Raw genomic sequence first — 19,460 nt, 5'->3', positions numbered from 1 at the left:
GCAACGAATCGGGTTCAATCGGAATGCCCGGTTAACCCGGAACTGAGGGGATTTCGCGGCGCTGATCCGGCTCGGCGCAAATGAAAGTCACCGACAGCGCGCCCGAGACTTCCTCCGCCCCCACCTGAGCCTGACCGCCCTCTCCGCTTGCGGCGCGGGCGGCAAGCGCTTGCCGGCTGGCGGCATCGATGCGGACGCCGAGCGCGTCGATCCGGCCGGCAAACGCCTCGAGCCGGCCCGCGGGCAAGACGAAGCGGTAGGTCGCAGCGATGTCGGAAAACAGCGTGTGCTCCTCGATCCAGCCGCCGCAGGACACCACGATGTCATCGATCTCGCGCATGGCGGTGTGGCGATTGATGCGGGTGACGGCCGACAGCATCAGCAGCCGCATCCTCGCCGATGTCCGCACTGGCCGCAGGCAGATCATTTCATCACCTCGAGGTAGAACCACCAGCCGACAAAGGCCAGGCCGAAGCCGGCAGCGCCATAGAGCGCCGCGCCGCGCAGCCGGTGGCCGGGGCTTTTCCAGGCACCGAGCGCGGCACCCAGCACGAAGCCCGGCGCGCAGGCGGCGAGGATCATCAGGAGAATGTCAGCGGTGGTGAAGATGGAGCCGATATCGGACATGGCGTGCTCGGAAGAAGATCGGGTGTTCGGGGACAGTTTACTTTCGGGCAGTCTGCCGTGCAGTCTTAACCTGTGGCCTTTAAGCCCGAAAGTAAACTGTCCCCTGCATCCGTCCCCCGAATTGCTGGCAGCCGGAAACGCTGCCGCGCGGAATACCGCCGGTGTGTGGGGAAAGACTCTTTGCCGCGCCTGTACGTTATCGCTCAAGTGCAAGCACTTTCGCGCGACAGGCGGATAGTCCGGAGGGCCGCACGCGGGCAGTGCCTCTGGGTATGAAGTGTGTATGGGGTGGCGCTGTTCGCGCGCGGCCCGAAACTCGCCGGATGCTGTCCGGCATCCGACAGGCGGCGCCTCGCATCTCCCGGGATTGTTAGGCCCCGCCCGGATTGCTCCGGCCGCGATCCGGACAGACCGCGGGACATGCTTCTGGCATGGGTTCCGGCACGGACCCTGATCGCGTGTTCAAGATGCATGTACGTTGTCGTTCAAATAAAGACATTTGAACGCGATATGCAGTCACGCAACCATGTCCGCCACAGGCCCGGCCCGGTACAAACGCCCCTCACCCGCCTTTCGGCTGGCGTGAAGCAAGATTCCGGCCCGGTGGCTGGCTTTGCAGCTCTCTCGTCAGGGACATTCCCCACGCGAGATCACTGCTGCCAGCGGAACCCCGATGGCCTCCGCCTCTCCGACCCGCGCGCGCCACGTTTGCCCGCCCGGCCCGAAGCATTCCCTCCCACCTGCATCGAAACGTTCGCGATCCATCCGGCAGCAGGAGTGCGGGGGATTATGGCATGGGGGTGGAGGGTGTGGAAAAAGTGTGTGGGGACTAGGTTTGAGGATTGGTCACAGTTTTGGTTTTCTGACAATCTGTGTTGATCGTCTAGCGGTTGCTACCTTATGCGGGGTTTGATTTCATCAAGGCCGGTGCAGATCTTGTAAAGACTACGTATGGATTTCTCAATATCGTTCAATTCTATCGCCGCATATTCAATAAATCCGTCGCGATGAATTGGACGCTCTGCTTGTTCCATTAAGCTTCCCTTTATGTGCTTAAGCTCAGACAGCTCGTCGGTGGTGCTTTCGACTTGCTTATAGAGTTCACTATCCAAAGTTGCGATGTCCAGCATGAAACGAGCGGCGAATGTATTCACAACAGGAGCGAACATCCCCCCGGAGCGGAAGGGAGTTTCATCTTCGTCTTCACACCAGTGCTCGTAGTGCAGCCTACCCGATGGCTCTACGAAAATACGTATCTGTCGCCCAGGCTCCATTTCAACTCGCTTGAAGGCTTCAAGAACGCCTCGATAGCTGCGAATCGCCGACTGGCAAAGTTCTAAGTCGCGCGCGATAAAGTGCCTTATGGCCTGTAGCTTTCTCTGATCCGCGCCTCGCCGTCGCCGGAACTCAAGCACTTCTCTGATGATAAACAGAATAATTGCGCCGATGACGGTCACCGGAACATAGGGTGAAAATGCCTCAAACATCTTGCTTTCCTCTCATATCGGCGCGTTGGCGCTGGCTCTCAATATTATGCGCGGGAACCAAAACAACCCCAGAATGCATGTCAGAGTCGATTAACGAAGGGAAATGCCGTCTTCGCCGAACTTGATTTCGATGCCGGTGTGCGGCTGACGTTACTGGTAGAGCTGAAAGTCGATGATGGTCGCGCCAACGGCGAGCAAGGCGATGATGGTGTAGAGCGTGTTACCGGACATGATGGGAAATCCTGGGGGTGCGGTGGCGGGCATTCAGCACGGTTTTGCGGGTGGTGGCAGTGGGGTTGACGCGAGCGCCGCGCTCCCCCTCTCCCCTGGTGTGAGAGGATACAAAATCACAGGCTTGGCAAAGCCAAGTCGTAGATTTTGTTGGTGAGGGGGTCCCAGGCCGGGTCAAGCATTGCAGCAATACCCCCTCTCTTGCGATTTCTAGCACTTGGCTGAAGCCAAGGCGCTGAAATCGCTTTCTCCCCCACCAAGGGGGAGAGGCGCAGCACCCAGCGTCGCGCGCGGGCCTTCGGCTTCTCGGATCTCTCGTGTTTCGTCATCCTCGGCCTCCGAGCCGAGGATCCATGCCGTGATCCTTCCTCGGCCACAGTTGCTGGAGACATTACGGAATGGATCCTCGGGTCGGGGCCCGAGGATGACGACGGAGGGAGTTGCTTGCACCAGTGATCTCCCCCCTTGCGGGGGAAATCAGCGGCACCCCGCATCCGGCAAACAATCCCCCCGGGTCCTGACGAGTGTGCTACAAGCACACATCCGGTGCGCGATCCTGCGGGCTTGTAGAACTGAAGAACTGGACACCACCATGAACATCCCCGAATGGACGAAACCTGCGCTCGTGGGCGCGGGAGCCGGTGCGATTGCCCTGGCGATCATCGGATTCAGCTGGGGTGGCTGGATGACAACAGACGCCGCCATGAAGATGTCGGACAAGGGATCGACGGCTGCAGTCGCCACGGCGCTGACGCCCTATTGCCTGGAGAATGCCAAGCAGGACCCGATGGCAGAGGGCGTGATGGCTGAACTGAAGACCGCCAATTCCTACCAGCGGCGCGGCATTGTCGAAAAATCCGGCTGGGCCACCCCGCTGGGTGAAGAAAACCCCGACCGCGCCCTGGCTGAAACCTGCCTCGACGCGCTCGACATCAGCGCCTAGCTGACATTAGCGCTCCCGGACCCGGATGCTGCCGCAAGCGGTGGTGGACAGGTTCGGGGGTGCTGCGACCGACGCCGCGTTTGCCGCGTCTGCGGCAGCATCCTGGCCGGGCTCAGGAAGCCCTCATTTCAGGCCCGCCCGCCAGACCCGCCCCACCCGTTAAGCACGACATCAATCATCCATTGAAACCACTGGATGCAGATGGGAGTGTGCGCCTGTCCATAACGGACATGGGGGATTGAGATGAAAACTGTCATTGCACTTCTGGCGCTTCTATCACTGATGTCGACCAGCATGGCCTTTGCCCATGGCGGCGGTTGCCGCAAGAGCTCGCCGCCCGGCCAATGCTGCCACATGGACAAGAAGGCCGGCTCCGTGCACTGCCATTGAGCGCAAGGCCCGGTGCCGCAAGTCTCCGCGCCATGCGGCGAGGCAACGGGCGGCTCTCCTGTATGATGTCTTAAATCGGAAGCGATTCAGGACAAGACATATGCGGCCGGTTCAGGTGTCAAAGCGTCCTGTGTGGGTTTGATGAAATGCAGAGCGCTTCAGTCCCGCTCGCCCTCGGGCAGCGCCGTGGCCAGCATGGCCCAGAAGTCGGCGCCGGTATCCGGCACGCCGATGCTGGCCGTGTAGGCCATGGTGGTCATGCTCAGATCAAGCAGTTCGCCGGCCAGGTTGATGGTGCCGGGATCCGGCCAGGCCGGGCGCACATGCGGGATCGCTGCCTGCACCGCACCGGCGGGCTGTTCGAGCGCACCGCTGCCTGCCTCGCCATAGGCGACAGACCCGGCAGCGGCACGCGACGGAGTGACCATCGTGGCGGACATCGGGACGGGCAATCTGATCATGCTGGCGGACATCGCACATGCACTCCTTTGCGGCTGGTGACTTGCATCAGGCTTGTGCCGCAAGTCTATCGCCTGCGCTGTTGGGCGCGGGTAAACCGAAAGGCCGGGATTTGACTCAAATGCGGGTCATTCGCCCCCCGGGGCAAGCCGCAAACCGCGCTAACCGCAGGTGGCGACACTACCCGGCTGGCGCGCATCCGGTGAGCCCGAAGGCGTCGGGCTGCAGCGCGCTACTTGCCTCGGGTCGGAGAGAAGTCGACGCCTGGAAATCCGCCGGACTATTTCTCCTGAATCGAAATGCCGCCGTCGCCGATCTTGATCTCGACGCCGGTGGTCTGCTGGTCCTGGTAGACCATGTAGCCGATGATGGCAGCGCCGACGACGACGATGGCGATGGCGATGACGATATAGAGCGTATTGCGGGACATGCGGGTGTTCCTGGGAGCTGCAGAATTGCGTGCGCCGGTGTGTAGCACGGTTTGGCCGGCGGGGAAGCGGAATTGGCGGGCGGCCCTCCTTTCCCTCGGTGGGAGAGGATACAAAATCGAGGGCTTAGCCGCAGGCTAAACCTCAGATTTTGTTGGTGAGGGGGTCGGAGCGAATGCCACCTTCCAACCATCCCCCTCACTTGCGATTTCCAGCACTTGGCTGCAGCCAAGGCGCTGAAATCGCTTTCTCTCCCACAAGGGGAGAGACGACGTGCCGCTACCGCCCCGGACGCCCGGTTTTCCCCGGACGGCGCTTCTGCCGCGCCGCATCTGCCGGGTCTTCGTAACTGCCGGCGCCGACCTTGCCGCGCTTGACGATCGGGTCGTCAGGCTTGGAGGGCAGCTTGCCGGGCATGGGTTTTTCGGTGCGACCGACGGTCATCTCGTCGAGATCGTTCTTGCGGAAATAGGACGATTCCCGGTTGCGCATGATGTCCGGGTTGGGCTCCTTGCTCGGCCCGCGCATCGGCTTGCCGGTGGCGGTGGCCTTGCGCGAGGCCTTGGTGTTCTCGACGCCGGAATCGCGCGCCATCGGGTCGTCCATCAGCTCGAGCTCGACGGCCTTGAGCCGCTTGACCTCGTCGCGCAGGCGGGCGGCGGTTTCGAAATCGAGGTCGGCAGCGGCGTCGCGCATCTGCTTTTCGAGCGCTTCGAGATGCGCCTTGAGATTGGCGCCGACCAGCGCGCCCTCGTCCCTGGCCCCGCCCTTGCCACCGGGCGCGGAAATCGAGGCGCGGACATGGTCGCGCTCGTAGACCGAATCGAGAATGTCGGAGATGTGCGCCTTGACCGATTCCGGCGTGATGCCGTGCTCGGTGTTGTATTCCTCCTGCTTGGCCCGGCGCCGTGAAGTTTCCTCCATGGCGCGTTCCATTGAGCCGGTTATCTTGTCGGCGTAGAGGATGACCTTGCCGTCGACGTTACGCGCGGCGCGGCCGATGGTCTGGATCAGCGAGGTCTCGGAGCGCAAAAACCCTTCCTTGTCGGCGTCGAGAATGGCGACAAGCCCGCATTCCGGGATGTCGAGCCCCTCGCGCAGCAGGTTGATGCCGATCAGCACGTCGAAGGCGCCGAGGCGCAGGTCGCGGATGATCTCGATCCGCTCCAGAGTGTCGATATCACTGTGCATGTAGCGCACGCGAACACCCTGCTCGTGCAGATATTCGGTCAGGTCTTCGGCCATGCGCTTGGTCAGCACGGTGCACAGCGTGCGGTAACCGGCCTGCGCGGTGGCGCGGATTTCACCCAGCACATCGTCGACCTGGGCGCGCGCCGGACGCACCTCGACCGGCGGGTCGATCAGCCCGGTGGGGCGGATCACCTGCTCGGCGAAGACACCGCCGGCGGCTTCCATCTCCCAGTTGCCCGGGGTGGCGGAAACCGCGACGGTGGAGGGCCGCATCGCGTCCCATTCCTCGAAGCGCAACGGGCGGTTGTCGAGGCAGGACGGCAGCCGGAAGCCATATTCGGCCAGCGTCGCCTTGCGCCGAAAGTCGCCGCGATACATGCCGCCGATCTGCGGTATCGAGACATGGCTCTCGTCGATGAACAGAAGCGCGTTGTCGGGGATGTATTCGAACAGTGTCGGCGGCGGTTCGCCGGGAGCGCGGCCGGTGAGATAGCGCGAATAGTTCTCGATGCCCTGGCAGACGCCAGTGGCCTCGAGCATTTCAAGGTCAAACCGCGTGCGCTGCTCCAGCCGCTGCGCCTCGATCAGCCGGCCCGAGGCTTCGAGTTCGGCAAGGCGGTGCTTGAGCTCCTCGCGGATATGCTTGGTGGCCTGATTGAGCGTCGGGCGCGGCGTGACATAGTGCGAGTTGGCGTAGATCTTGACGCTCTTGAGGTCGCCGGTCTTGTGCCCGGTCAGCGGATCGAACTCGGAGATGGACTCGATCTCGTCGCCGAACATCGAGATCCGCCAGGCCATGTCCTCAAGGTGGGCCGGGAACAGCTCGATGGTGTCGCCCCGAACACGGAACGAGCCGCGCTGGAAATCCATGTCGCGGCGCTTGTATTGCTGCGCCACCAGGTCGGCCAGCAGCTGGCGCTGGTCGATGCGGTCGCCGACCGCCATCTGGAAGGTCATGGCGGTGTAGGTTTCCACAGAGCCGATACCGTAGATGCACGAGACCGAAGCCACGATGATGACGTCGTCACGCTCCATCAGCGCGCGGGTGGCCGAGTGGCGCATCCGGTCGATCTGCTCGTTGATGGTCGACTCCTTCTCGATGAAGGTGTCGGTGCGCGGCACGTAGGCCTCGGGCTGGTAGTAATCGTAATAGGAGACGAAATACTCGACGGCGTTGTCGGGGAAGAAGTTCTTGAACTCGGAATAAAGCTGGGCTGCCAGCGTCTTGTTCGGCGCCAGGATGACGGCGGGACGCTGCGTCTCCTCGATCACCTTGGCCATGGTGAAGGTCTTGCCCGAGCCGGTAACGCCGAGCAGCACCTGGTTGCGCTCGTTCTCGTTGGCGCCGGCGACAAGATCGGCAATCGCCGTCGGCTGGTCGCCTGCGGGCTTGTATTCGGTGGCCATCCGCAAGGCCATGCCGCCTTCGGACTTCTCCGGTCGCGCCGGACGGTGCGGCGTCCAGGTCTTGCCGTTCTTGAACAGCGGATTGCCGCTCTCGATCAGATCCGACAGCGCCTGCACGGTAGCGGTGTTGGCCGAGGTTGCGCCGGACGCCTCCGCCTCCTCCATCGACATATCGAGCCCGGCCACCGCATTGAGCCCTGCGGCGGCGCGGTCGCGCGGATTGTTGCTGGAGCCGATGGAAGTGCCACGCGCGGATTTGGTGTCGCCGGATTTTGCAGCTGTCTTCTTGGCCTTGCCCTTCGGCGGCAGTGCCGCGGCCTCCTCGGCACTGAGCTGGCCCGCCTTGCGCCGGTGCTTGCCGGCCTGCGAGCGAATCTCTCTATTCTCCGCCTTGCGCCTTGCCTTGACCGCGTCGAGCTCGGCTTCCTTGGCCAAGTCGGCGGCCCAGCCGGCGATCGAGCCGGATGCCGGCGCGCCGGTCAGGGACGGCTGCGGCGCTTCCTCGAAACCATCGAAGTCATCGCTGTCGAACTCGGACCCGTCCGAGCGGGAGGATTTTGCAGGAGATTTTGCCATCTCGGCAATATGGGCAGAGTCCGTGGCGAAAGAAAGAGGCCTGCAGGGCAAATGGTCGTGGAAAATGGTTGATGCTGACAGCGGATGTCAGGAGGAGAGGCAAAATGCATAAAGTTTGTGAGCATCAGGCAAAACGGTTTCGGCCCAAACCTCTTTAAAAAACCTACCACTTAAAGAGCTCTCCACGCTCTCACTTTAGATAACGGATAGTCCTTGGCGCATACGCCATCAGCGTTCTTGCCCGGAATACCTTGATTGCCGCCGAGAAGACGGATGTGCGTATTATTTGCGTCAATTATGAAACCTACATGACCAGAAGACTTGGGGCTAAACGGATGCAATATAGCAATACAACCAAATTCCGGCTTTTCGATTTTCTTGCCCCATTTAATCCAATCGGCAGCTCTCGCTGATGCAATTGAACTCTGTTTTGCGGCATTGTCCCCGCAATTTACCAAACACCAGGAAATGAACGCCGCACACCATGCGGTATCATCATCTTGGCTCCCAATTGACGTCGCTTCGAAATATTTTTCCACCTCGGGATTGCTGCCGCCGCTCCCTCTAATTTCAATCACTGGCTTTGCTTCTTCCGCATTCGCAAGATCCATCCACGGCGTGGAACCCGATGATTGGAGCGGCGATGAAAGCCTAATCCCGTCTGGAAGCGCCATAAAGGCTTCGGCAGCTGACTGAAAAGCGGCATTCATCTTGTCAGCAATACGATCCAAAATTGCATTTAGGGACAAAGGTTGCCCATTCTGAGTTAAAAGTCCTGGATTCGCACTGATAATTTGATCGGCTTTCCCAGCAGGGTCGGCCGAATTATTATAAATCTCGACAAGAACATCTCGAATTTGCCGCTCCCTGTCCGCCTCAGCTCGCAAAGCAACTTTTGCACCTCTCACACCCAAAAAATGTGCAAGATACAACTCTGTGTGCGTAGGTAAGCGGCCTGCATTATCCGAAGGTCCATCAGGCAGAATGGGAGTAAGTTCTTCGATCGCTTCAACTGATATTTTCGCAGCAACATCACATTGCCGAAGCGGATCATAGCGATCCATGGTCACGTACCCAAATTCGTCATACTTGTTTATATAACTTTCCCATGTATTTTCTAATATTTGAAATGGTCCAAATGCAGTCGAAGAGCTGCTCGAGCTAGGGATGTTCTTCAACCCGCTTTCGACAACCGCAACTGCAAAAAGATAATATGCATTGGATCCATCAGTGCGCGCGGCAACAAAACAACGCTCCGCGAATGAAATCGGATCTATAGCGGTGACGACATCATCCGGAACTCCGGTTGTGTTTATGTGTAATTTAGGTGCATAACCTTCCACCTTGCCAGAAGGAAACAGTAATTCAACATTCAGGAAATTGCCATTTTCTGCCAGCACTTTAACTGGAAGATTAACGAATGCTTTGACCTTGGGGGAAACAAATGACCCATCCATGTTTCTAAGCAGGAATCCCTTTTTAACAAATGCTGGCACAATCCCCTCCTAATACATCCATTTTAGTTTCCAGAACCAACGACTTTTGTCATAAAATCAATATCTACAATACCTTCTTTTCCTTCAAGAGAATATTGTTCTCTCAGTAATTTCGTAATTCTTCTGAAGTTTTCATCAAGACCGGCAACATCAAGAGATAAAAGCTCATCTTTCTCTTTCTTACTTATTTTACCATCTTGAGCAGCACTTTCAATAATTTCTGTTCGGATAAGGGTCACAACTTCATCCACTCCATCAATTGTGAACAACCCAGCTTCGAACGAACTCTTCAGTCCGGCGTCCTGACATGAAGTCCTGTTAGCGATATTAAAGTTCGTGACTGCATCAAGTATGAGTGATCGTTCAACAATTTTATTCAGCTTATCATCAGAAGTGAAATTTGCCGTTTTTACAGGATTTTGCGTCTTCGCTCCCAGCTTGAAATTTGAAATAGCTCTCCGTGTCTCAGCAGAGGAACCGGGCTTACCGTAGTCGGCATCCTCACCAACACATAACACTCTCTGAATATGCCTAACTTGCAGTGGTGATAGCGCAGCTTCAATTTTGTTTGATGCATTCTTTGTTCCGGTAGGGGCGCTATCCCGTACAATTTTCTCCTCTGCTCTTGGGATTTTTAGCGCCGAAGCATTTATTAGAGACTCACCCTGAGTGCCAGTCTTTTGCACAGTCGTCAGAATCGAGTTCGCTTCCATTTCGATGGTGAACGGCATGCAGACTCGTAGATAGGCGCGCAGAGCATTCAGTGCGGCCGGTTTGGAAGAAATCGTGAGTCCCGCAATTTCCTCTTTCAGCTTCTTCTGGCGTCCGTAAACCAGCGACTTGACAGTGGTCTGGTCAAGCGCATCCAAGAGCCCGTTGCGAACATTGCTGAACGAGTTTGACGCGAAGTCAAAAGCCGCCGCGACAATCCGTATCGAAGAATTTGAGGCCGCGGCGATGTTAAGTATTTCCCGCGTAACGGTGCTTGTATTGGTAATCTGGCGAAGGATAGGCCCGCGCGATTTTTCCTTGTAGTAGAGTGATTCAAGGAAGGCGTCGCAGCGCCGGTCGATGTCGTAAACACCCATCTCAACAAACGACTTCCAAGTCGCTGGCATGAACCCGGCAAAGTTACACCCGTAGGCCGTATTGCTTCCAACCGCTGTCGTCGGAAGCGATGCTTGGTAGCAGAGATTCGACGAGTATATCTCCAACAACCGAGTGTTCTTTACGGTAGATGACGCGTAAAGCTCCGGGCCAATTGCATTTGCATAATTCCGCACGGTGGGTTCTGTACAGCCGGCAACCACAAACACTATTGAAATAAACAGCATCATTCGGGCCAAATTGCCACTCAGCCACGCACAAACCCCGGAAACGGTATTGATCGCATACACAGCGCGCCCAATCTCAAATAGACTCAGAATTAGTTCAGCATTAGGGCGCACAACCAATATTTGAGTCAATCCGCATATTTCAGTTTGAACAACATCATTTAACTAAAATATATTGATACGGACATATGTACCACAAAACCTCAATCTAACATGTTATTTACACATGAAAATTTGTTAATTCCAGTCAAATAAATGAACATTCATTCAATCAATTACACTCTTGGAAAACGAAACCGAACAGCATTTATATATGTCGTGAACGCTGATCTGCATTCATTAAATCGGCAATACCATTGAAACCAGACTGGCTTCCCAAGTTGAACCTTCGGTCCGGTGCGCATTGTTCACTTGGCGAGCCTTCTCGGCGGAACCGGCGAAAACGCGACTGTTGCGATCAGGCATCTGCGGTGATGGCAGGTCCGACAACTTGTCGACCCTTGACCCTGTGACTACCGCCCGAGCCCCACCTCCCCTATCCCCCAATTATCCGTCTAGGCTTCGTGTCCGGATATGGTAGATACAGGTGACAATTCATGCGGACCCGGGTATTGGCGTCATCCCGCCATCCAGTGCTATCTGAGTGACAAAGACATCATCATGGACACAACACTTTCCGCTCCCCTTATCTTTCTTGACGCCGAAGGTGTAATCACCGGCTGGAGCGACGGGGCCCGGCGGTTGTTGGGGTGGAAAGCCGAAGAGATTGTCGGCCACCCCTACAGCGAGATCTTTGATGAGCGGGGCTTTTTCATTGGCTCGAGCGGCCCGATGGATCTTGATTCAGTTACGGTGCCGACGCCTGATGCAGGCCGCGTCGTGGCGCTGCGGAGTTCGCATACCGAGCATCTGCTGGAGCGACTCGACCTGACTATGACCAATTCAGATGTCATCGGCGCATGGAACTGGGATGTCTCCCAGGACCTGATTTTTACCGATGGCCGGTTTACCGAGAGCTTCGGCCTCGACCCCGAACGCGCCGAAAAAGGCCTGCCGCTCGAGGAGTTCATCAACCGGATCCATCAGGATGACCGCGCACGGGTCGCAGCCGAGATTGTCCGCACAGTCGAGACCGGTGACGCCTACAGCAGCGAATTCCGGGTGCGACGGTCCGATGGCGCGATCTCTCATGTTCTGGCCCAGGGAAAGCTGGTCAAGGGCGTTCGCGGCAAGCCGGACCGGTTTCCGGGGGTGCTGTTCGACGTCAGTGCCCGCAGGAAAGCTGAAATCGAAGCGCAGGCACAAAGAGAGCGCTACCGCAATCTTTTCGAAAACCTCGAATCCGGCTTCTGCGTCATCCGCATGATCTGGGACGAGGACGGCAAGCCGGTCGATTATGAATTTATCGAAGCCAACAAGGCCTTCCCTAAACACACCGGCATTGAAGACCCGATCGGCAAGCGGATTCGCCGGGACATTGCGCCCAACCACGAGCAGTACTGGTTTGACCTCTACGGCAAGGTGGCGCGCACCGGCGAGACCGTCAACGCCGAAAGCGCCGCAAGCGAGCTCGACGACCGCTGGTTCCAGATCCAGGCTTTTCCGATTGATGGCGTCGGCAGCGACAATGTCGCGGTTCTGTTCACCGACGTCACCAAAAACAAGGAAGCCGAACTGGCGCTGAAGGCAAGCGAGGAAGAATTCAGGTCCCTGTCGCAATCGCTTCTCAATCACATCTGGACCGCCACCCCCGATGGCAAGATCGACTGGCTCAACGACCGCGTCCTGGCCTACAGCGGCGAAACAGCGGAGAAACTGAAGGGCGAAGGCTGGGCAGGCATCGTTCATCCCGAAGATTTGCCAGGCGCCGCTGCCGCCTGGGCAGATGCCGTGGAAAACGGCGAGGTCTACCAGACCGAGTTTCGCATCAGGCGCCATGACGGCGACTACCGCTGGCATCTTGTGCGTGCAATGCCGGTGAAGCACGAGAACGGCAAGGTGCGTCGCTGGGTTGGAAGCAACACCGACATCGAGCACGCCAAACTCAATGAAGCAGCACTGGCAGAGCTCAACGCCACTCTTGAACATCGCATCGACGAACGCACCGAAGAACTTGTGCAATCACAAAAGGCGCTGCAGCAGTCGCAGAAGATGGAAACCATTGGCAAGCTGACCGGCGGTGTCGCCCATGATTTCAACAATCTGCTTCAGGTCGTGGCCGGGAACCTGCAATTGCTGGGCAAGGATGTTACCGGCAACGAACGCGCGGAAACCCGGGTCAAGAATGCCCTTGCGGGTGTTGATCGCGGCGCAAAGCTGGCAAGCCAGCTGCTCGCCTTCAGCCGACGTCAGCCACTCGAACCCAAGGTGATCAATGTCGGTCGGTTTGTGCATGGCATGGATGACCTTCTGCGCCGCTCCATCGGCGAAAGCATCGAGATCGAAGTGGTCATCGCCGAAGGGCTCTGGAATACATCGGCCGACCCGACCCAGGTGGAGAATGCGCTTCTCAACCTGGCCATCAATGCCCGCGACGCAATGGATGGCACAGGCAAGCTGACGATCGAGGCTTCCAACGCGCGGCTAGACGACACATACACTGCGGGTTTTGATGACGTCAGCAGCGGCAATTATGTCCTGCTCGCCGTCACCGACACCGGAACCGGCATGGACGAGGATACGCTCGAGCAGGTGTTCGAGCCGTTCTTTTCGACCAAACCCGAAGGCAAGGGCACCGGCCTGGGGCTGTCGATGGTCTACGGCTTTGTCAAGCAATCGGGCGGTCATATCAACATCTACAGCGAACCGGGCCACGGCACGACGGTCAAGCTTTACCTGCCCCGTGCCCTTGGCGACGAGGAACACAATGAAGTGGTTCCATCGGGCCCGGCCAAGGGTGGAACCGAGACAATTCTCGTGGTCGAGGATGATGACGACGTCCGCGCCACAGTTGTGGCAACGCTGAGTGATCTCGGCTACCGCGTGCTGACTGCGCGTGACGCCCAGAGCGGCCTCGCCGTGATTGAAAGCGGCATGCCGGTCGATGTCCTGTTCACCGATGTTGTGATGCCCGGAAAGCTGAAAAGTCCGGAGATGGCCAAACTCGCCAAGGCTCGCAACCCCGGCCTCGTGGTGCTGTTCACCTCCGGCTACACCGAAAATTCAATTGTTCATGGCGGCACGCTGGATGCCGGGGTCGAGCTGCTCTCCAAGCCCTACACCCGCGAGGCTCTCGACGGCCGGATCCGCCACCTCATCGCCAATCAGAAGCAAAGTTCGCAGCCCGTGCCCCAGAAACCAACGGTCGATATGAGCGCCGCTCCGGTGGAACAGCAAAACGCCATTCCGGAGCAGCGGAAACTGACCGTGCTGCTGGTTGAGGACGAGGCGCTGATCCGCATCAACACCGCTGACATGCTGGAAGATATGGGCCATGCAGTCATTGAGGCCGGCACGGCTGGCGAGGCGCTGAAGGCGGCAGCCGCACAGGCGTTTGACATCCTCGTCACCGATGTCGGCCTGCCCGACATGAAGGGCGGCGAACTGGCCCGAAGGCTGCGGCAGATGAAGCCCGATATCGGCATCGTCTTTGCCACCGGTGAGAGCCAGCTCCCCGATGGCGCCGAAGGTGGTGCCGTGCTGCTGACCAAACCCTACTCCGACGATTCGCTGAAAACCGCGCTGGACCGCGCCCTTTAGCAGCCGAGGCGCACCCGACATGAACGGGACATTAACGCCCCGTTAACCAAACATTCAGCACCGGTGTGCTCGACAGGGCAGACACAGATGGTCGGAGCACGTTCCCGGCCGAGACAAACAGCTTAAGGACCCCGACATGATCCGCAAAATCCTGACCGTGACATCGCTCGCACTCGTGCTCGCTGCTTGCAGCGACGACAAGAAGGACGAAGCCAAGACCGACGCCGCGACAACCCCTGCGGTGACGGAGGCTGACACGCAGAAGGCTGCGGAAGCTGCAGCAAAGGCCAAGGCTGAAGCCCAAGCCAAGGAAGACGCCGAGTTGAAGGCGAAGGCAGAGCGGGAAGCCCGGATCAAGCTCGAGGCCGAGGAGAAGGTCCGCGCCGAGCTCGAAGCCGAAAAGAAGGCCGCAGCAGCTGCAGCCGCCAAGCAGGCCGCCGACGCCGAAGCCGCCGCCAAGGCTGCGCTCGAAAACGACAAGTTTGAAAAGCTGCAGGCCGATGAGGCGCTGCGGATCCAGGCCGAACGTGAGGCGCGGATCAAGCTTGAAGCTGAAGAAAAGGTCCGCGCCGAGCTGGAAGCCGAGAAAAAGGCTGCCGAAGCAACCGCGGCCAGGGTTGCCGAGGACGAAGCTGCCATGGCTGCGCAGAAGGCTGCAGCTCAGAAGGCGGCTGAGGAAGAAGCAGCCCGGCCAAAGACAGACGCAGAACTCGAGGCCGAGAAGATGCAGAAGACCATTGACGATGTTGGCAATGCGGTCAACGCGATCGGCGACCTGTTGAAGAAGTCGAACTGATCTAACGACGAATTAGACAACAGCTCAAGCGCATGGGTTGAAAAAGAATGTCCGGTTCTTTTTCAAGCCTGCGTCTTGAAACTTGTGCGCGCAGGCGGGCTTCGCTGCATCCGCAAAAGCGGAAGCATGCGAGCACTTTTTTAACAATTATTCGCATAATGGGCTCTGGAAACGGAGCCTGGAATACAGTGGCCAAGGAAGAAAGTCAGCTACGGCTGGCGGAAGTTGTCAGCGCGCTGAGTTATGCGCTTGATCTGACAGATGGCCAGCCGGCGGGGCACAGCGTGCGCTGCTGCTGGATTGGAACACATATCGGCAAGGCTATCGGGCTCTCCGACAGCGAAATGTCCGATCTCTATTATACGCTTCTGCTCAAGGACCTGGGCTGTTCCAGCAATGCCGCCCGCATCTGCAAGCTGTTTGTGACCAGCGACCATGACTTCAAGCGCAATGTGAAACTGGTCGACAACAGCCTTCCGCAACTGCTGAACTTCATTGCCGAGAACACGGCTGTCAGCTCGGGGCTGAAGGACCGTCTTCAGACCCTCATTCACGTCGCTTTGCACAGTGGAACCATTGATCGCGAACTCATCGAGACGCGGTGCGAGCGCGGTGCCGAGATCGCCCGCCGAATGCGATTTAGCGAGCCTGTCGCGCGCGGCATTCTTGACCTTGACGAACATTGGGACGGGCGCGGCCAGCCGATGGCGATCAAGGGCGTGTCAATCTCATTGTACGCCCGCATCGCGCTCATCGCACAGGTCGTCGACGTGTTCCACCGAACGACGGGTGCACATGCCGCTCGCACCGAGGTGCGCAAACGCTCGGGCAGATGGTTTGATCCACACCTGGTTGCAGCGTTCGAGGCAATTGCCGACAGCCCGGCATTTTGGGAAGGGCTCGAAGCACCCGATCTTGACCAACGCGTGTTTGACCTTGAGCCTGGCGATCGGGTTCAGCAAATGGACGACAGCCTGCTTGACGATATTGCCGACGGTTTCGCCCAGGTGATTGATGCCAAGAGCCCCTTCACCAGCGGCCACAGCAAGCGCGTGGCCCTGGTGGCGGATCTGATTGCCGCCGAGATGGGACTGGGCACCGATCGCCGGCGCACGCTGACGCGCTCGGCGCTGTTGCACGACATCGGCAAACTGGGCGTGTCCAACCTGGTTCTCGACAAGCCCGGCAAACTCGACGGCGACGAGTGGGCGGCGATGAAGCTTCACCCGACGCTCGGTGCCGATATACTGTCGCGCATTCCGACCTTCGCCGGCGCGGCCTCGATCGCTGAGAAACACCACGAAAAGCTCAACGGCACAGGCTATCCGTTTGGTCTGGGAGCCGCCGATATTGATCTCGATACGCGTATCGTCACTGTCGCCGACATCTTCGATGCCCTGACTGCCGACCGCCCCTACCGTGCTGCAATGCCGACCGACAAGGCTCTGGCGATCCTTCAGTCGGATGCCGGCACAGCGCTGGACGGCGACTGTGTCGAGGCCCTCAAGAGCACCCTCGACCGCATGTTGCGAGCCGCCTGAACCGCAGTGAACAACCACTCCACCGAAATGGTTGGCGCTTGGGCGCAGCATCGCGTCAAGCTCCTTTTCAGCCTGCCAGCTTCCAGCGCATGACGGATCTGCTTGCAACAGCCGGTCTTGCGCTGCGTCTATTTAGGTTGAGTCGCTTCAGCAAGCCTCTCAGAAAACCATAAAATTTGCGTGGTTTCCTGTTCGAGTCAGACGATATAACCCTTTGGCTCAAACGACTTAGCGCAGATATTCAGGAGTTGTTAAGCTTTGCATACCTACAATTGCAGGTAGAATTTTCATGACCTAAACCTTTTCCACATCTGGAATGCGCGTCGATGTCCAGCATTCACACAAATCGCTCAGCCATGACTGCGCTTGCCACGCTGAGGCAGATTGATGCGCAGATGGAAACCACGATGCGGCGGCTTTCGACCGGATTGCGGGTCAACGATGCGTCGGACAATGCCGCTTATTGGTCGATTGCAACCACCTTGCGTTCCGACATCAAGGCCAAGGGGGCCGTAGTCGACGCGCTGGGCCTGTCCGGCGCCATGACCGATATTGCCTCGGCCGGCATGAGCCAGGCAGTCGACCTTGCCGCCGAAATCAAGGCCAAGCTGGTGCTTGCAAGCGAACCCGGAGTGGACAAGACAAAGATCAACAAGGAACTCGACGAGCTGAAAGCTCAACTGAAAAATGTCGCGCAAAGTTCCTCCTTCAATGGTCAGAACTGGCTCTATGGCTCGCCCGAGATCATCTCCATGCCGGCCTCGATCAAGGACTACGGGGGCTTTACAAGTGTTGGCTATATCGAGGTCGACAAGGGCCAGACGACGCTGATCGACCCCGGCAACAACAGCAACGGCCTCCTGACAAAAGATCGCGCTGTCACCACCGCCGGCGGTTCTGCGGAAATATTCTATCTGCTCGGTTCGGGAACCGCAGGAACGGCAAAGCAGATCACGCTCGACGCCAACACCACTGCCGACGAGTTGAGTGGCATGCTTCAGGCCATAGACGACATGGAACGGGATCTGATTGATGCCAATGCGCTGCTCGGGGTCAAGGCAAGTGGCATTGAAAGGCAGGAAGCCTTTACCAGGACGCTGATTGAAGTATCCAAGAAAGCGCTTGGCAGACTGGTAGACGCGGACATGGCCGAGGAATCAACCCGGTTGAAAGCACTGCAGACCCAAAAACAGTTGGCCCTCCAGGCCCTGTCCATCGCCAATTCCCAGACCGACATGATCCTGCTGCTGTTCAGATAGCCGAACAGACGGCGTGGGCGTGAACGCGCCGCAGCGTTAAACGTCGAGCAGTCCTTCGAGATAATGCTGCTCGATGCCGAACATGGCCTTGATCTCGGTGATCTGCTTTTCCACCGCATCGCGGTCGCGGCCCGCACGGCCATCCTTCTCGGCGACAATCAGATTGTTTTTCGGCGTGTGCGCATCGGAAACGAACTCAAACACCTTTGTCTTGTAGCCATTGAGCTCCAGGAGCAGCGCGCGGAGCGTGTCGGTGATCATCTCGGCCTGGCGCTCGAGGAAGATGCCGTGGCGCAGCATCGGATCAAGCGTCGCGTCCGCCTGTCCCGCTTCCATCTGGCGGCGGACCTGCTTGTGGCAGCAGGGCGCGACAGCAATCAGCGAGGCCCCGGCGCTGATGCCCTTGAAGATCGCATCATCGGTCGCCGTGTCGCAGGCATGCAGCGCAATCACCGCGTCGGCCTTGCCAGCGTCAAACTCCATGATGGTGCCGGCCTGAAAGCTGAGCCCACCAAAGCCTGAGGCCTTGGCCGTGGCATTGCCATCCGTCACCAGTTGCTCGCGCAGCTCTACGCCGACAATGCGGGCCGGGTGTTTGGCGACATTGGCGAGATAGTCATACAGCGCGAAATCGAGATAGCCCTTGCCCGCACCCATATCGACGATCAGCGGGTTCTCCGACTTGATCGCAGCGATCAGCGGCGCAAAGATCTCGACCATCTTGTTGATCTGGCGGAACTTGTCCTGCGCGTCATGGCGCACCGCGCCGTTGTTGCCCGTGATGCCGAGCGCCTTGAGCCAGGGCTTGTCGGTCTCGGTCAGCGGCCGGTTCTTGGCCCGGTTGTGATCCGTCGAGGGTGCTTCGCGGCCCTTTGCCTCGGTGCGCTTGAGGCGCTGCTTGTCGCCGTTGCGCTCGAACATCACGTCGAACTCGGTGGTCGCTAGCTGGGCGCTGCGGAATTCTCCCGCAAGACCTGCGCGCAGCAAATCAAGCGCCTCTGCTTCCGCGAAATTCTTGATCGTGTCGCGGGTCTTGTAGCGGTAGGTGAAGGAGTATTTGTCGCCCCCCTTGACCGTGATCTTCTTGACCAGCACCGCCTTCAGATCCGGCTCATCGCCGTGATAGCCTCCGAGCTTGAGCTGCACCAGTGATCCGCTCGCAAATGCGGTGCCCAGGGCGGTCAGCAGTTCTTCGATGCGATCAGGGGTGTTCAAGGGCATTCCTTTGGGCAATGGGCGGGTTTTGGGCAAACCGGGCCCGGTTGGGTTCCTTCTACCCGTGTGAGGCGGAGATGCAAATCGGGATTTGTGGATTTGGTGGCGGGCTGTGCGCGGCGCTCGGGAGACCTGATCGACACAGCTGGCCCTTTTCTGCCGTTCGTGTCATCCGCAGCGACGGGCAGTAAGGAGCCCAAGTTGATCAATGCAGAGGAGTTCACCAAAGTCTCCTTTCAAGGCCTGCTATTGAAATCTTCGCCGCTTGAAGGCTCTCACATCCGTGGTTGATAATTTGAACCACTGAACCGCCCCGGGTTTGCCGGAGACCCCAACTTGTGAGAAGTAGGGTCTATGACAAGCAAGACGACGAACAAATTT

At 58.5% G+C, this 19,460-nt stretch carries 15 protein-coding genes; 6 read left to right on the top strand and 9 right to left on the bottom strand.

Features of this window, described 5'->3' with window-relative positions; all coding sequences use genetic code 11:
- Nucleotides 1–31 precede the first annotated feature (31 nt).
- The 3 genes from WNZ14_RS21990 to WNZ14_RS21980 form a co-directional block, all read right to left on the bottom strand.
- Nucleotides 32–427, bottom strand: coding sequence for a hypothetical protein (locus WNZ14_RS21990; protein ID WP_342870840.1), 396 nt, complete (start codon nt 425–427; stop codon nt 32–34).
- Nucleotides 424–627 carry a hypothetical protein gene (locus tag WNZ14_RS21985; RefSeq protein WP_342870839.1) on the bottom strand — a complete coding sequence of 68 codons (204 nt, stop codon included), beginning with the start codon at nt 625–627 and terminating at the stop codon, nt 424–426. The genes WNZ14_RS21990 and WNZ14_RS21985 overlap by 4 nt, the downstream gene beginning before the upstream one ends.
- A gap of 893 nt (nt 628–1,520) precedes the next feature.
- Nucleotides 1,521–2,114, bottom strand: coding sequence for a hypothetical protein (locus tag WNZ14_RS21980; RefSeq protein WP_342870838.1), 594 nt, complete (start codon nt 2,112–2,114; stop codon nt 1,521–1,523).
- 823 nt (nt 2,115–2,937) lie between these two features.
- On the opposite strand from WNZ14_RS21980, the gene WNZ14_RS21975 reads away from it, so the two are divergent.
- On the top strand, nt 2,938–3,288 hold the full coding sequence (locus tag WNZ14_RS21975) for a hypothetical protein (protein WP_342870837.1): 351 nt from the start codon (nt 2,938–2,940) through the stop codon (nt 3,286–3,288).
- A 243-nt stretch (nt 3,289–3,531) separates the two neighbouring features.
- Nucleotides 3,532–3,678: a hypothetical protein gene (locus WNZ14_RS21970; RefSeq protein ID WP_342870836.1), complete on the top strand. Its 147-nt coding sequence runs from the start codon at nt 3,532–3,534 to the stop codon at nt 3,676–3,678.
- A 158-nt stretch (nt 3,679–3,836) separates the two neighbouring features.
- Here WNZ14_RS21970 and WNZ14_RS21965 read toward each other — a convergent pair whose 3' ends face one another.
- From WNZ14_RS21965 to WNZ14_RS21945, 5 genes are all read right to left on the bottom strand, one after another.
- On the bottom strand, nt 3,837–4,151 hold the full coding sequence (locus tag WNZ14_RS21965) for a hypothetical protein (RefSeq protein ID WP_342870835.1): 315 nt from the start codon (nt 4,149–4,151) through the stop codon (nt 3,837–3,839).
- A 266-nt stretch (nt 4,152–4,417) separates the two neighbouring features.
- Nucleotides 4,418–4,567, bottom strand: a complete 150-nt coding sequence (locus WNZ14_RS21960) for a hypothetical protein (RefSeq protein WP_342870834.1) — start codon at nt 4,565–4,567, stop codon at nt 4,418–4,420.
- 277 nt (nt 4,568–4,844) lie between these two features.
- The gene (gene uvrB / locus WNZ14_RS21955; RefSeq protein WP_342870833.1) at nt 4,845–7,739 is read right to left on the bottom strand and encodes an excinuclease ABC subunit UvrB; all 2,895 of its coding nucleotides are present in this window, start codon (nt 7,737–7,739) and stop codon (nt 4,845–4,847) included.
- Nucleotides 7,740–7,909: 170 nt separating this feature from the next.
- On the bottom strand, nt 7,910–9,235 hold the full coding sequence (locus tag WNZ14_RS21950; RefSeq protein WP_342870832.1) for a TIGR02594 family protein: 1,326 nt from the start codon (nt 9,233–9,235) through the stop codon (nt 7,910–7,912).
- Between the two features lie 23 nt (nt 9,236–9,258).
- Entirely contained in the window at nt 9,259–10,572 is a 1,314-nt protein-coding gene (locus WNZ14_RS21945; protein ID WP_342870831.1) for a hypothetical protein, read from the bottom strand.
- Between the two features lie 657 nt (nt 10,573–11,229).
- Between WNZ14_RS21945 and WNZ14_RS21940 the strand changes: the two genes are divergently transcribed.
- The 4 genes from WNZ14_RS21940 to WNZ14_RS21925 all read left to right on the top strand — a co-directional run bounded on the left by WNZ14_RS21940 (nt 11,230) and on the right by WNZ14_RS21925 (nt 17,864).
- Complete coding sequence (locus tag WNZ14_RS21940) at nt 11,230–14,268, top strand: PAS domain-containing protein (protein WP_342870830.1); 3,039 nt, start codon at nt 11,230–11,232, stop codon at nt 14,266–14,268.
- 136 nt (nt 14,269–14,404) lie between these two features.
- Nucleotides 14,405–15,064 carry a hypothetical protein gene (locus tag WNZ14_RS21935; RefSeq protein WP_342870829.1) on the top strand — a complete coding sequence of 220 codons (660 nt, stop codon included), beginning with the start codon at nt 14,405–14,407 and terminating at the stop codon, nt 15,062–15,064.
- 188 nt (nt 15,065–15,252) lie between these two features.
- Complete coding sequence (locus WNZ14_RS21930) at nt 15,253–16,605, top strand: HD domain-containing phosphohydrolase (RefSeq protein ID WP_342870828.1); 1,353 nt, start codon at nt 15,253–15,255, stop codon at nt 16,603–16,605.
- A 326-nt stretch (nt 16,606–16,931) separates the two neighbouring features.
- Nucleotides 16,932–17,864 carry a flagellin gene (locus WNZ14_RS21925; RefSeq protein WP_342870827.1) on the top strand — a complete coding sequence of 311 codons (933 nt, stop codon included), beginning with the start codon at nt 16,932–16,934 and terminating at the stop codon, nt 17,862–17,864.
- Between the two features lie 36 nt (nt 17,865–17,900).
- Here the strand turns inward: WNZ14_RS21925 and WNZ14_RS21920 are convergent, their stop codons facing one another.
- Nucleotides 17,901–19,079 carry an SAM-dependent methyltransferase gene (locus WNZ14_RS21920; RefSeq protein ID WP_342870826.1) on the bottom strand — a complete coding sequence of 393 codons (1,179 nt, stop codon included), beginning with the start codon at nt 19,077–19,079 and terminating at the stop codon, nt 17,901–17,903.
- Nucleotides 19,080–19,460 lie beyond the last annotated feature (381 nt).

Source organism: Hoeflea sp. AS60, from assembly GCF_038900115.1.
Taxonomy (GTDB): domain Bacteria; phylum Pseudomonadota; class Alphaproteobacteria; order Rhizobiales; family Rhizobiaceae; genus Hoeflea.
Note: the sequence above shows the minus strand (reverse complement) of the source record. Positions and strands in the feature narration are given on the sequence as shown.

Excerpts from the sequence above, each read along its gene's own strand:
- WNZ14_RS21975 (WP_342870837.1), top strand. The coding sequence starts at position 2,938 with ATGAACATCCCCGAATGGACGAAACCTGCGCTCGTGGGCGCGGGAGCC.
- WNZ14_RS21935 (WP_342870829.1), top strand. The coding sequence starts at position 14,405 with ATGATCCGCAAAATCCTGACCGTGACATCGCTCGCACTCGTGCTCGCT.
- WNZ14_RS21970 (WP_342870836.1), top strand. The coding sequence starts at position 3,532 with ATGAAAACTGTCATTGCACTTCTGGCGCTTCTATCACTGATGTCGACC.
- WNZ14_RS21980 (WP_342870838.1), bottom strand. The coding sequence starts at position 2,114 with ATGTTTGAGGCATTTTCACCCTATGTTCCGGTGACCGTCATCGGCGCA.
- WNZ14_RS21990 (WP_342870840.1), bottom strand. The coding sequence starts at position 427 with ATGATCTGCCTGCGGCCAGTGCGGACATCGGCGAGGATGCGGCTGCTG.
- uvrB (WP_342870833.1), bottom strand. The coding sequence starts at position 7,739 with ATGGCAAAATCTCCTGCAAAATCCTCCCGCTCGGACGGGTCCGAGTTC.
- WNZ14_RS21960 (WP_342870834.1), bottom strand. The coding sequence starts at position 4,567 with ATGTCCCGCAATACGCTCTATATCGTCATCGCCATCGCCATCGTCGTC.
- WNZ14_RS21925 (WP_342870827.1), top strand. The coding sequence starts at position 16,932 with ATGTCCAGCATTCACACAAATCGCTCAGCCATGACTGCGCTTGCCACG.
- WNZ14_RS21985 (WP_342870839.1), bottom strand. The coding sequence starts at position 627 with ATGTCCGATATCGGCTCCATCTTCACCACCGCTGACATTCTCCTGATG.
- WNZ14_RS21965 (WP_342870835.1), bottom strand. The coding sequence starts at position 4,151 with ATGTCCGCCAGCATGATCAGATTGCCCGTCCCGATGTCCGCCACGATG.
- WNZ14_RS21940 (WP_342870830.1), top strand. The coding sequence starts at position 11,230 with ATGGACACAACACTTTCCGCTCCCCTTATCTTTCTTGACGCCGAAGGT.
- WNZ14_RS21945 (WP_342870831.1), bottom strand. The coding sequence starts at position 10,572 with ATGATGCTGTTTATTTCAATAGTGTTTGTGGTTGCCGGCTGTACAGAA.